Raw genomic sequence first — 12,819 nt, 5'->3', positions numbered from 1 at the left:
CTCGTCCGGCGCCAACCCCTGCCAGGTAGTCGCAGGCTGCTCCGCCACCAGGCTGATGCGCACGATCGACTTGATGCTCTTGAAGCCGTACTTCCATGGCACCACCAGGCGTAGCGGCGCGCCGTTCTGGTTGGGCAGTTCACGGCCATACATGCCCACCGCCAGGATCGCCAGCGGGTTCATCGCCTCATCCAGACGCAGCCCTTCCACATAGGGCCAGTCGATCAGGGCGAAGCCGGAGCGCTGCCCAGGCATGCGCTTGGGGTCTTCCAGGGTTTCGAAACGGATATAGCGCGCCTTGGAGGTTGGCTCGACCTGCTTGAGCACCTCGGCCAACGGGAAGCCCAGCCAGGGAATCACCATCGACCAGGCCTCCACGCAGCGCAGGCGATAGATGCGCTCCTCGAGCTGGTACGGTTTGACGAAGTCCTCCAGCGCATAACGCCCGGGCTTGGCCACTTCGCCATCCACCACCAGGCTCCACGGCTCGGTCTTCAGGCTGCCGGCATTGGCCGCCGGGTCGCCCTTGTCGGGCCCGAACTCATAGAAGTTGTTGTAGTGGGTCGCGTCCTTGAACGGCGTGATGGCTTCGCCGTTGACGGTGACCGCCTGCCAGCGCGTGGCGCCGAGCTTGTCGCTGAACCAGCGAGGCGCGCTGCCCGCCTCGACATCGGCATAGCGGGAAACCTCCGCCGCGGCGCCCAACCGAGGCAAGGCGCCCAGGGCTGCACCTGCAAGGCTGGCGCCCAGCAGCTTGCGACGGGAGAGGTAGAAACTTTCGGGGGTGATCTCGGACGACTTGCAGTCGCTGGATCGGGGAAGCTTGATGAGCATGGCGGCTCCACAGTACGGGTAACTGATGTACACGTAAGACTATGGAGCCGGCAGGTTATTCCGCGATTAAATCCTTGTCAGGATTTGCGACGGCGCGCCCGCAACAGGAACTGGATCGGCCCCGAAGCAGCATAGGCGAGGAAGATCAGCAGCAGGATGCGCGGCGGATCGCTGAACACCACGGCAAACACCAGCACCACGGCGAGGATCGCGACAAAGGGCACGCGGCCCTTGAGGTCGAGCTCCTTGAAGCTGTTGTACTTGATGTTGCTGACCATCAGCATGCCGGCGGCCGCCACCAGCAGCGCCACCAGGAACGACAGCTTGGAACCCTGGATGCCGTAGTCGCTGAACGCCCAGACGGTACCGGCCACCACGCCGGCCGCCGCCGGGCTGGCCAGGCCGATGAAGTAACGTTTGTCGGCGGTGCCGACCTGAGTATTGAAGCGCGCCAGGCGCAGGGCCGCGCCGGCCACATAGATGAAGGCGACCATCCAGCCGACCTTGCCCATGTCGCCCAGGGCCCAGCCGAACGCCAGCAGCGCCGGGGCCACGCCGAAGGCGACCATGTCCGACAGCGAGTCGTACTCAGCACCGAAGGCGCTTTGCGTATTGGTCATGCGCGCCACGCGGCCGTCGAGGCCGTCGAGGACCATGGCGACGAAGATGGCGATGGCGGCGAAGGCGAAGTACTTGCTCGCCTCGCGTGGATCACCCGCGCTCAGGGCGCTCTGCGCGCTCATCGAGCTGATGATGGAATAGAAGCCGGCGAACAGGTTCGCGGTGGTGAACAGGTTGGGCAGCAGATAGATACCGCGGTGACGCACCTTGCGCCCTTCGGCGTCGTGGCCTTCTTCAACGTGCTCATCGACAGGTAGCAGGCTTTCGGCGTCGGAGGGCTTGTTCGGCTCTTCGGGACGTTCGCTCATGAAAAGTACCTTGCAACAGGGTGGAATATGTTCGACATGGGCTCTGCAAAACGGTTCTGACAGCGAGCCACTGGTCGCTTTATACCAGAAGCTGACCGCGCAAACGAAAAAACGCGGCCGAAGCCGCGTTTTTCATTATCGACGCAAGACTCAGTTCTTGGTCTTGTCGACGATCTTGTTGGCCGAGATCCACGGCATCATCGAACGCAGCTGCTCGCCGATGATCTCGATGCCATGAGCGGCGTTGTTGCGGCGCTTGGCGGTCATCGAAGGATAGTTGGTGGCGCCTTCGCTGATGAACATCTTCGCGTACTCGCCGTCCTGGATGCGCTTCAGAGCGTTGCGCATGGCCTTGCGGGATTCTTCGTTGATGACTTCAGGGCCGGTGACGTACTCACCGTACTCGGCGTTGTTGGAGATCGAGTAGTTCATGTTGGCGATGCCGCCTTCGTACATGAGGTCAACGATCAGCTTCAGCTCGTGCAGGCACTCGAAGTAGGCCATTTCCGGGGCGTAGCCCGCTTCGACCAGGGTTTCGAAACCGGCCTTGACCAGCTCGACGGTACCGCCGCAGAGAACGGCCTGCTCACCGAACAGGTCGGTTTCGGTCTCGTCCTTGAAGGTGGTTTCGATGATGCCGGTACGGCCGCCACCGACGCCAGCGGCGTAGGACAGGGCGACATTCTTGGCGTTGCCCGAAGCGTCCTGGTAGATGGCGATCAGGTCAGGGATGCCGCCGCCTTTGACGAACTCGGAACGCACGGTGTGGCCCGGGGCCTTCGGCGCGATCATGATCACGTCGAGGTCGGCACGCGGCACGACCTGGTTGTAGTGGATCGAGAAGCCGTGGGAGAAGGCCAGGGTGGCGCCCTTCTTGATGTTCGGCTCGATCTCGTTCTTGTACAGCTGGCCCTGGAACTCGTCCGGGGTCAGGATCATGACCAGGTCGGCGGCAGCGACGGCGCTGGCCACGTCGGCCACTTTCAGGCCGTGGGCTTCAGCCTTGGCAACGGTGGCCGAACCTTTACGCAGACCGACGGTAACGTCCACACCGGAGTCCTTCAGGTTGCACGCCTGGGCGTGACCCTGGGAGCCGTAGCCGATGATGGCGACTTTCTTGCCCTGGATGATGGAGAGGTCGCAGTCTTTGTCGTAGAAAACTTTCATGAAAATACCCCTGGTTATATCTCGGCCCCTGCGGAGCCATCGCTATTTTTGAAGTTAGATGCTGAGCACTTTGTCGCCACGGGCAATGCCGGTGACGCCACTGCGCACGGTTTCGAGAATCGATGCGGTGCCGATGGCCTGGATGAAGCTGTCCAGTTTGTCGCTGGTGCCGCTCAGCTGCACGGTGTACACGCTGGCGGTCACGTCGACGATCTGGCCACGGAAGATATCCGTGGTGCGCTTGATCTCGGCGCGCTGGGCACCCGTGGCCTTGACCTTGACCAGCATCAGTTCGCGCTCGATGTGGGCGCTTTCCGACAGGTCGACAAGCTTGACCACTTCGACCAGCTTGTTGAGGTTCTTGGTGATCTGTTCGATCACTTCGTCATGGCCAACGGTGGTCAGCGTCAGACGCGACAGGGTCGGGTCTTCGGTCGGCGCCACGGTCAGGCTTTCAATGTTGTAGTTGCGCTGGGAGAACAAGCCGACCACGCGAGACAAGGCACCGGGTTCGTTTTCCAGCAGCAGGGAGATGATGTGCCGCATGTCAGGTACGCTCCGTCTTGCTCAGCCACATGTCACGCATCGAGCCGTCCTTGATCTGCATCGGATAGACGTGCTCGGTCCGGTCGACCGCGATGTCGATGAACACCAGGCGGTCCTTCATCGCGAAAGCCTCTTCCAGTTTCGGCTTGAGGTCTTTCAGGCTGGTGATGCGCATGCCCACATGGCCATAGGCCTCGGCCAGCTTGACGAAGTCCGGCAGCGACTCGACATAGGAATGCGAGTGGCGACCGTTGTAGGACATGTCCTGCCATTGGCGAACCATGCCCAGCACACCGTTGTTCAGGTTGACGATCTTCACCGGCAGGCCGTACTGCATGCAGGTGGACAGCTCCTGGATGTTCATCTGGATGCTGCCTTCACCGGTAACGCAGGCCACGTCCTGGTCGGGGAAGTTGAGCTTGATGCCCATGGCCGCCGGGAAACCGAAGCCCATGGTGCCCAGGCCACCGGAGTTGATCCAGCGGTTGGGTTTGTTGAAGCGATAGTACTGCGCCGCGAACATCTGGTGCTGGCCCACGTCGGAGGTGACGAAGGCATCGCCCTTGGTCACTTCGCACAGGGTCTCGATGACCTGTTGCGGCTTGATGATGTTGCCGTCGCCCTTGTCGTAGGGGAACAGCTCGCCGTCGCCACGCCATTCGTCGATCTGCTTCCACCAGGCATCGAGCGCCGCCTTGTCGGGCTGCTCGCCGATTTCCTTGAGGATGCCGAGCATTTCGCTCAACACGCTCTCGACCGGACCGACGATCGGCACGTCGGCCTTGATCATCTTCGAGATCGACGCCGGGTCGATGTCGATGTGGATGATCTTGGCGTTCGGGCAGAACTTGGCCGGGCCGTTGACCACGCGGTCGTCGAAACGCACACCGACAGCGAAGATCACGTCGGCGTTGTGCATGGCCAGGTTGGCGGTGTAGCTGCCGTGCATGCCGAGCATGCCGAGGAACTGGCGGTCGGTGCCTGGGAAGCCACCAAGGCCCATGAGGGTGTTGGTGACCGGCAGGTTCAACGACTTGGCGATTTCGGTCAGGGCTTCGGAGCCACCGCCGAGAATCACGCCGCCACCGGAGTAGACCACCGGGCGCTTGGCCGCGAGGAGCATTTCGGCTGCCTTGCGGATCTGCCCGGAATGGCCGCGCAGGGCCGGACTATAGGAACGCAGCTTGACCTTTTTCGGGTAGATGTACTCGAACTTCTCGGCCGGGTTGGTCATATCTTTTGGAATGTCGACCACGACCGGGCCGGGACGGCCGGACTGCGCCAGATAGAAGGCTTTTTTCAGGACTTCGGGGATTTCCGAGGCGTGCTTGACCATGAAGCTATGCTTCACGATCGGCCGGGAGATACCGATCATGTCGGTTTCCTGGAACGCATCGGTGCCGACCATGGTGCTGGGCACCTGGCCAGACAGGATGACCATCGGGATGGAATCCATGTAGGCGGTGGCAATGCCGGTGATGGCATTGGTCGCGCCTGGGCCGGAAGTCACCAGTACCACGCCGGCCTTGCCGGTGGCACGGGCGTAACCGTCCGCCATATGGGTGGCAGCCTGCTCGTGACGAACCAGGATGTGCTGGACTTCCGGTTCCTTGAACAAGGCATCGTAAACATGAAGGAGAGCACCGCCAGGGTACCCGTAGATGTGCTTAACGCCTTCGTCGCGCAAAAAGCGGACGACCATTTCAGCGCCGGATAAGAGCTCCACGTTGTTCACCTCTAAAACGCCAGAATACCGCCCTCACTGAGCGGGTCTTATTAGGTTTACTGCCAAGCAGAGCATGAGCGAACGTCAGCACTGACTGAGCAAGTATTGGGAATACCCTGGTGTGTTGCGGGCCTTCCCACCCAGCGCGAGGTAACGCGTTGCGGGGTGTTACAAGTCGGCGCGGGTGTGCGCCTCATGATCTGCTTAGCGGGTCTGCTTCTGGCAGTCCCTCTACAGCGGAATCTGGATTCTTGTGATTCGGCGCTCACAAGTCAAGAGAAATTATTGCCAATTTTTCTTCAAGATGAATTCTCACCACCACTAATGGCGCGAGCAGCAGCAGGAAAAATAAGATTTCCATAAAAAAGGGCCACAATCTGCGGCCCTTGAAGGAAAAACGGTAGAAATCAGGCGCAAGGCGCGATCAATTGGTCGAAAGTTGCGAGCAAACGCCGTAGCTCGCGGCTTTGTTCCGGGCGGTCGACGAACACCGTCTCGGCCATCACCAGGATGCCCGAGGCGTTGGGCAACGGATGCCTGTGCTCGAGGATCAGCTTCATGCGCGGCAGGAAGATCCACTGCAGCCACTGCTCGAAGCTCATGCGGTCCACCGCGAACGGCTCCACGCTGGCCAACGCCTCGGCACTGGGGGTGGCGTCGCTCCACCAGCCCTGGACCTTGAGCTCCTGCTCGATCAGCAGCAGTTGGTCGGCGATATCGAGAATGCGCTGTTCCATCACAGGTTGACCCGCGCCTTCTGCCGCGCCAGGGCCGCCCCTGCACTGTCACCCTGCTTTTCACGGGCCTGGGCGATGGTGTTCCACAGCTGGGCCTGCAGGTCTGGGCGACCGTTGGCGTAGGTCAGGGCACGGCGCGCCAGTTGCTCGGACTGCGCCGCATCGCCCTGGGACAGGCGCACCTGGGCCAGGCGGAACAGCACCTGCGGCTCACGCGGGGCAATGCGCTGGGCACGCTCCAGGCTCGACGCGGCGCCGTTGAAGTCGCCGCTACCCTGCTGCTGCTGGGCAGTGGTGAGCAAGGCCAGCACCGGGCCGTCGAGCTGCTCGTCGGCCGACAGGCCGCCACTGGAGGCGTTGCCACGCGGGATACCAGTCGGGGCACTGGTCACCGGCGCCGGGTTGCTCATCGAGGCGATGTCGAACGGTTCGTCGGCAATCGGGTTGGGATTGGTCGTGATCGGCCCGCTGCTGACCGGGCCCGGGGTGATCGGGCCGGTGCTGATCGGCGCAGGCCCGGTGCCTGCCGGGAACGACTGGATCGGCGCGCCGCCTGTCCCCTGCGGGATCATCACGGTGACGCCGGAGTCTTCCGGCAATGACTGGGCCTGGCTGCTGCCGCCGCTGGTCGGATAGGCCGACGTGCGGTTGGCCGAGACGCGCTCGCTGTTGGAGACCCGGGTGCTCGAATCGACCACCGGAATGTTGCCACGCGGGACGCTGGCACAGCCGTGCAGAACGGTCACTGCCGCCACGGCAGGAATCCACCACTTGTTCACTTCACACCCTCTTCAGAAGCTCGCGCTCAATTCATCCAGCCCTTGACCCAGTCCATCACCTGTTCGGCCGGGTTTTGCTCGCCGCCACAGGCGGCGCCTGCGGGCGGTTCACTGCCGCGAATATACGGCATCTGCACCGCTCCCGGACAGCTGCCGTCGGAACCCTGGCCGCTGTAAGGGTCGATCCAGGCCTGCACCACGTTGTCCGGCTGCGGCATGTCCAGCGGCAGCGGGTCGGCCTTCTTCATGAAGCTGGTCCACACCTGCAACGCGCCGGTGGCACCGGTGAACGGCGTCTTGCCGTTGTCGTCGCGGCCCAGCCAGACCACCGCCAGCAGGTCCTGGCTGAAACCGGAGAACCAGCTGTCGCGCGAGTCGTTGCTGGTGCCGGTCTTGCCAGCCAGGGTCAGCGAGCTCGGCAGCGTGCTGTACACCGAGCGCCCGGTACCTTCCCGCATCACCCGCTGCATGGCGTTCTGCACCAGGTAGATCGAGCCCGGGTCGAAGGTCTGCTGGATCTGGAACGGGTAGCGCTTGAGCGGCTCGCCTTCGGCGGTGAGCACGCTGCGGATGCCGCGCATCGGCGTATTGAAGCCGCCGTTGGCGATGGTCTGGTACATGGTCGCCACCTGCATCGGCGACATGCCGCCGGCGCCCAGCAGCATCGACGGGAACGCCTGCCAGTCGACCTGCACGCCGAGCCGGGCGATGGTCTTGATCACGTTGGGCACGCCCACTTCAAGGCCCAGCTTGGCGGTGGACAGGTTGTAGGAGTTGGCCAGGCCCTGGTACAGGTAGATGGTGCCATGGGGCCGGCGGTCGTAGTTCTGCGGCCGCCATACCTGGCCATCGGCGCCTTTGACCGAGAACGGCTCGTCCTGCACCCAGCTGGTGAGGGTGAACTTGCTCGGCTGTTCCAGCGCAGTCAGGTAGACCGCCGGCTTGACCAGCGAACCGATCGGCCGCACTGCATCGATGGCGCGGTTGAAACCGGCGAAGCCCGACTGGCGGCTGCCGATCAGCGCCTGCACCTCACCGGTTTCCGGGTTGGTGACGACCATCGCCGACTCGACTTCGTCGGCGCCCTTGCGCCCGGCCAGGCGTTTGAAGGTCTCGCTCATGGCGGTTTCGGCCTTCATCTGCAGGATCGGGTCGAAACTGGTGAAGATGCGCAGGCCTTCTTCGGTCAAGTCTTCGTCGCGGTAGTCCTGGCGCAGCTGACGCTTGACCAGATCGAGGAAGGCCGGGAACGAGCTGTCGGCCAGGCTGCCGCGCTTGGTCACGCCCAGGGGCATCTTCTTCGCCGCGTCGACCACGTCCTGAGTGGCCACGCCTTGCTCGGCGAGCAGGTCGAGCACCAGGTTGCGCCGCTGCAGGGCGCGCTCGGGGTGGCGGCGCGGGTTGTAGTATGACGGGCCCTTGACCATGCCCACCAGCAGGGCGATCTGGTGCAGCTTGAGCTCCTGCAGCGGCTGGCTGAAGAAGAACTGGCTGGCCAGACCGAAGCCGTGCACGGCGCGCTGGCCGTCCTGTCCGATGAACACTTCGTTCAGGTAGGCCTCGAGGATCTCGTGCTTGTCATAGTGCACTTCCAGGAGCAGCGACATCATCGCTTCGGTCAGCTTGCGGCTGAGACTGCGCTCGTTGGTGAGGAAGAAGTTCTTCACCAACTGCTGGGTCAGGGTACTGCCGCCCTGGCGCATGGCGCCGGACGAAGTGTTGACCCACACCGCGCGGGCGATGGACTTGGGCGACACACCGAAGTGGCTGTAGAAGTCGCGGTCCTCGGTGGCGATCAGGGTTTCCACCAGATACGGCGGCACCTGATCGATCTTGATCAGGATGCGGTCTTCGAGATTCTTCGGGTAGATGCCGCCGATCATCAGCGGCTCAAGGCGCACCACGTCGAGCTTGCCGCCATTTGCGCCGCTGAGGCCCGCGACATAATCGCCGGAGAAGCGCACGCGCACGAACTGCGCCGGTTCCATGCCCTCGTAGAACTGGAAGCCACGGGTATTTAGGTCGACGGTGTTGCCATTGACCGACGCCGCGCCCGGGCCGTTGGCCGCGCTTTCCCGACGGTAGCCGAGGGCATCGAGCTCGGTGAGGAAGTCGTTGCGGCTCAGTTTCTGGCCGACGAACAGCTCCAGCGGCCGGGCATACACCTTGGCCGGGATGGTCCAGCGCTTGCCGGAGAACTTCTCCTGGACAGTGGCGTCGAGGTAGACCGCGAAGCCGGCTATCAGTACCAGGCCGACCAGGCTGAGCTTGAGCGCCCAGCCCAGCCAGGCACGGGCGCGGCCGGTCGGGCGTTTTTTTGGGGTGCGGGAATTTCGGGTACGAGTCATGGCGGCGGATTATACGCACATTGGAAAAGGGAGGCAGGCGCCCCTCGGCGGTTTGCAGGGACGGCACCATTGACCATAATGTTCGATTCGAATTCCCTGACCCCCTTAAAGGATGATCCGTGAGCCAAGCCCTGATCAGCGCGCTGCAGAACCCCGCCCTCTATCCGCACCCGGTTGCGGGCTTCGAGCTCATCGAGACGCATATCTCCTGGGTCCTGCTCACCGGCGAGTTTGCCTACAAGATCAAGAAGCCGATGAACTTCGGCTTCCTCGACTTCACCGGCCTCGACCAGCGCGGGCATTTTTGCAACGAAGAGCTGCGCCTGAACCAGCGCCTGACCGAAGGTCTGTACCTGGAAGTGCTGCCGATCACCGGTAGCGTCGAAGCGCCGCAGATCGGCGGCGAAGGCCCGGCGATCGAGTACGCGCTGAAGATGCGCCAGTTCCCCCAGGGCCAGATGCTCAGCACCCTTCAGGCCAACGGCGAGCTGAATGCCGGGCATATCGACCAGATGGCGCGGCAGATCGCCGAGTTCCACCTGCAGGCGCCCAAGGTGCCGGTCGAGCACCCGCTGGGCACCCCGGACGCGGTCATGGCGCCGGTGGAACAGAACTTCGAACAGATCCGCCCGTTCCTCAGCGACAAGGCCGACCTGCAGCAGCTCGATGCACTGCAAGCCTGGGCCCAGGACAGCTTCAAGCGCCTGCACGGTCTGCTGGAAGCGCGCAAGGCCAATGGTTTCATTCGCGAATGCCACGGTGACATCCATCTGGGCAACGCCACCCTGATCGACGGCAAGGTGGTGATCTTCGACTGCATCGAGTTCAACGAACCCTTCCGCCTGACCGACGTCTACGCCGACGTCGGCTTCCTGGCCATGGACCTCGAGGACCGCGGCCTGAAGTGCCTGTCGCGGCGTTTCGTCAGCCAGTACCTGGAGCTCACCGGCGACTACCAGGGCCTGGAGTTGCTGAACTTCTACAAGGCCTACCGCGCACTGGTGCGGGCCAAGGTCGCGCTGTTCAGCATGCCGGCCGAGGCGGACGGCGTGCAGCGCGCCACCACCCTGCGTACCTACCGCAACTATGCCAACCTGGCCGAAAGCTACAGCGCCATCCCTTCGCGCCTGCTGGCCATCACCCAGGGCGTCTCGGCAGTGGGCAAGAGCCACGTGGCCATGCGCCTGGTCGAAGCCCTGGGCGCAGTCCGCGTGCGTTCGGACGTGGAGCGCAAGCGCCTGTTCGGCAAGCAATCGGTGGCCGATGCCGGTCATCTGGAGGCCGGCATCTACGACAAGCAGGCCAGCGTTGCCACCTACCAGCGTCTGCACGAACTTGCAGAGATCATCCTGCACGCCGGGTTCCCGGTGGTGCTCGACGCCACCTACCTCAAGCATGAGCAGCGCAAGGCCGCGGCCGAGGTCGCCAGCGAGACCGGCGTGCCGTTCCTGATCCTCGACTGCCAGGCCCCGGACGCAGTGATCGCCAGCTGGCTGGCGCAACGCCAGGCCGAGGCCATCGACCCGTCGGACGCCACCCTGGAGGTGGTCAAGGCGCAACAAGCGACACGCGATCCGCTCGATGCCGAGGAGCAAAAGCACAGCAAGCGGGTGAACACCCAGGAAAGCGCCAGCATGGACCAGTTGATCGAACAGATCCGCCAGCATTTCCCCGGTTTTTGAGCCATCAGGCGTGAAGCAGTCGACAGTTCACGCCTGAAGTCCGGCGCCTCTCCAGTGATGTCATTACAATATCATCACACCCCACGGAGGAGGCGCCGCCATGAATCAGCCCCGTCAGCTGGACAACGTCCTGTACTCGATGATCCGCGACGAGAAGATCGCGGCGTTCAACCGCGAGAAGCCCAGTGATGCGCCGATCGACTTTCGCGGCGGTGATTTCCGCGGCCTCGACCTGCGCGATCTGGATGTACGCGGCATCGACTTTGCCGACGCCTACTTCCGTGCCGCCGACCTGCGCGGGCTGGACCTGCGGGAAAACGGCCTGGAAGGGGCGAGCCTGGCCCATGCGCAGATCTCCGGGACGTATTTCCCGGCCGAGCTGAGCGCCGACGAGATCCTGATGTCGGTGAAGTTCGGGACACGGATGCGTTATCGCAGCCCACGCCAAGGGTAAGCGTCCGGCCTGCACAAGGCGGTGGCCACGAACCTTGTGGATCGGACACACTTGGGGGCGGGCTTGCCCCGCGATAGCGTCAGCCCCTGCTATCGCCATCGCCGGGCAAGCCCGCCCCAACGAAGCCCAAGGTCCCGCAACCGTATTGCATCCCGTCGGCGCCGATGGCAAAAGGCCGCGTAATCCATAACCCCCGCTACACTCCTCATTGACCTGCTCGCGATTTATCCCCACGACCCGTTCAGCCATCGCAAGGAGGCTCGATGAACGATGAATTGCAGCATCTGAAAAACCTTGGCAAAACCTCCGCGCAATGGCTGCATGCTGTCGGCATCCACAGTGCATCGGACCTGCGCCGGCTCGGCGCGGTGGGTGCCTATCAGGCTGTGAGAACGCGAGGTTTCCGGGCTTCGAAGGTGTTGTTGTATGCCATCGAGGGCGCCCTGCTAGACATGCACTGGAATGACCTGCCGGTCGAACGCAAACAGGCGTTGAACCAGCAGCTCGATGCCAAGTGCCAACCCCCATCCCAGAAGAACGAAAATTAATCTCGGAAAGGCATTGACTACGAAATGAGAATCGTTATGATTATCACAACTGGTCGCGAGACCGGTTGGGTAACCTGAATGCTCCCTGGTTCGGACGCTCAGATTATCTCCTCATCAGGCTAATCACGGTTATTGACCCGGCTTTTTGCCGGGTCTTTTTTTGCCTGCGATTCAGTGGCCCTTGCGCAGCTGGGCGCAGTAGTCCTGCTCCGGTGTCGCCGGGGTGTACCAGACGAAGTCAGCCATGGCCGGCTCGACCGTTTCCCCCACTTCCGCCAGCAACAGCACTTTGTCTTCAGACTTGGCGTCGAGGTCGGCCAGGTGCAGCGGCACGCCGAGATCCTTGCGCGCATGGTAGCTGCCGGTGAGCAACAGCGCCGGCTGCGGCGCGGCCAGCAAGCGCTCGGCGATGCGCCGGTCACGCTGCTGCTGCACCGCCAGCATCGCCGGTAGCTGGCTTTCCGGCAGCAGGTTGCAGTGGCCGGCACGCACCTGAGCCAGCAGCGCCTGCACCACTGCCGGCGCATTGGAGCGGTCGCCAGGTGGTGTCGCCGGCTGGCGATAGGCCTGGCGGATTTCATCGGGCGACAGGTTCGCCGCCAGTAGCGGGTATGGCTGGCCAAGGGCCTCGCGCACGATAGGCCCGTACAGCGTCCAATCCCAGCCAGGCTGCCAGGCCAGCGCCTTCGGCAGGTCGGCTGCAGGCGATGCCTTGCCCTTCTGCGCATCGACCAGCGCCTGCTGTTGCGGCTCGAGCATTTCCAGCAGCAGGCTGCCCTGCGCGCGGCGGCTCTCCAGGGCGCGCAGCAACCACAGCTGCAAGCGGTGGTGGTCGGGATTGTCGTGCTTTTCACCCACCAGCACCCGTGGCGCATTGGCCAGGCGCTGGACCAGTTGCCCGGGGCTCAATACCTGGCCGCTGGACAACTCGATGATCTGCCCCAGCTGGACGTTGTCGCGGCCTTCGGTACCCTGCCAGGCCGGCACTGGCGGCAGGCTCGCCTGGCAACCGCCGAGCGCCAGCGCCAAACAGATGGACAAGCCGGACAGCAAGGGATGGCGCATGGCG

12 protein-coding genes (1 of these 12 running past the window's edge) are annotated in these 12,819 nt (G+C 63.3%); 3 read left to right on the top strand and 9 right to left on the bottom strand.

What is annotated here, in order from left to right; all coding sequences use genetic code 11:
- From msrP to mrcB, 8 genes are all read right to left on the bottom strand, one after another.
- Nucleotides 1-834, bottom strand: partial view of a protein-methionine-sulfoxide reductase catalytic subunit MsrP gene (gene msrP, locus C3F42_RS21360; protein ID WP_104444869.1) — the 5' portion only. 180 nt of this gene lie to the left of the window's left edge; only the first 834 of its 1,014 coding nucleotides appear in the window; its start codon is at nt 832-834; its stop codon lies beyond the left edge, outside the window.
- Between the two features lie 77 nt (nt 835-911).
- Nucleotides 912-1,763, bottom strand: coding sequence for a CDP-diacylglycerol--serine O-phosphatidyltransferase (gene pssA, locus C3F42_RS21355; protein ID WP_028691215.1), 852 nt, complete (start codon nt 1,761-1,763; stop codon nt 912-914).
- A 150-nt stretch (nt 1,764-1,913) separates the two neighbouring features.
- Nucleotides 1,914-2,930 carry a ketol-acid reductoisomerase gene (gene ilvC, locus C3F42_RS21350; protein ID WP_038706849.1) on the bottom strand — a complete coding sequence of 339 codons (1,017 nt, stop codon included), beginning with the start codon at nt 2,928-2,930 and terminating at the stop codon, nt 1,914-1,916.
- 54 nt (nt 2,931-2,984) lie between these two features.
- On the bottom strand, nt 2,985-3,476 hold the full coding sequence (gene ilvN, locus C3F42_RS21345) for an acetolactate synthase small subunit (RefSeq protein WP_003250040.1): 492 nt from the start codon (nt 3,474-3,476) through the stop codon (nt 2,985-2,987).
- A gap of 1 nt (nt 3,477) precedes the next feature.
- Nucleotides 3,478-5,202, bottom strand: coding sequence for an acetolactate synthase 3 large subunit (locus tag C3F42_RS21340; RefSeq protein WP_094012269.1), 1,725 nt, complete (start codon nt 5,200-5,202; stop codon nt 3,478-3,480).
- A gap of 407 nt (nt 5,203-5,609) precedes the next feature.
- Complete coding sequence (locus tag C3F42_RS21335; RefSeq protein WP_104444868.1) at nt 5,610-5,942, bottom strand: YqcC family protein; 333 nt, start codon at nt 5,940-5,942, stop codon at nt 5,610-5,612.
- Nucleotides 5,939-6,718 carry a M48 family metallopeptidase gene (locus C3F42_RS21330; protein WP_046854095.1) on the bottom strand — a complete coding sequence of 260 codons (780 nt, stop codon included), beginning with the start codon at nt 6,716-6,718 and terminating at the stop codon, nt 5,939-5,941. The genes C3F42_RS21335 and C3F42_RS21330 overlap by 4 nt, the downstream gene beginning before the upstream one ends.
- A 26-nt stretch (nt 6,719-6,744) precedes the next feature.
- Nucleotides 6,745-9,066 (bottom strand): penicillin-binding protein 1B, encoded by a 2,322-nt coding sequence (mrcB, locus tag C3F42_RS21325; protein WP_038706852.1) that lies wholly within the window; start codon nt 9,064-9,066, stop codon nt 6,745-6,747.
- 119 nt (nt 9,067-9,185) lie between these two features.
- Here mrcB and C3F42_RS21320 point away from each other — a divergent pair, with 119 nt between their 5' ends.
- From C3F42_RS21320 to C3F42_RS21310, 3 genes are all read left to right on the top strand, one after another.
- Nucleotides 9,186-10,748: a bifunctional aminoglycoside phosphotransferase/ATP-binding protein gene (locus C3F42_RS21320; RefSeq protein ID WP_094012264.1), complete on the top strand. Its 1,563-nt coding sequence runs from the start codon at nt 9,186-9,188 to the stop codon at nt 10,746-10,748.
- Between the two features lie 100 nt (nt 10,749-10,848).
- A complete protein-coding gene (locus C3F42_RS21315; protein ID WP_094012263.1) occupies nt 10,849-11,202 on the top strand; it encodes a pentapeptide repeat-containing protein in 354 nt (117 codons plus the stop codon).
- Nucleotides 11,203-11,465: 263 nt separating this feature from the next.
- A complete protein-coding gene (locus C3F42_RS21310) occupies nt 11,466-11,750 on the top strand; it encodes a TfoX/Sxy family protein (RefSeq protein WP_023631425.1) in 285 nt (94 codons plus the stop codon).
- A 171-nt stretch (nt 11,751-11,921) separates the two neighbouring features.
- Here the strand turns inward: C3F42_RS21310 and C3F42_RS21305 are convergent, their stop codons facing one another.
- Nucleotides 11,922-12,815 (bottom strand): ChaN family lipoprotein, encoded by an 894-nt coding sequence (locus C3F42_RS21305; protein ID WP_094012262.1) that lies wholly within the window; start codon nt 12,813-12,815, stop codon nt 11,922-11,924.
- Nucleotides 12,816-12,819 lie beyond the last annotated feature (4 nt).

This window comes from Pseudomonas sp. PONIH3 (genome assembly GCF_002934345.1).
GTDB classification, from domain to species: domain Bacteria; phylum Pseudomonadota; class Gammaproteobacteria; order Pseudomonadales; family Pseudomonadaceae; genus Aquipseudomonas; species Aquipseudomonas soli.
The sequence above is the reverse complement of the archived record's forward strand: the minus strand, read 5'-3'. Positions and strand labels throughout refer to the sequence as shown.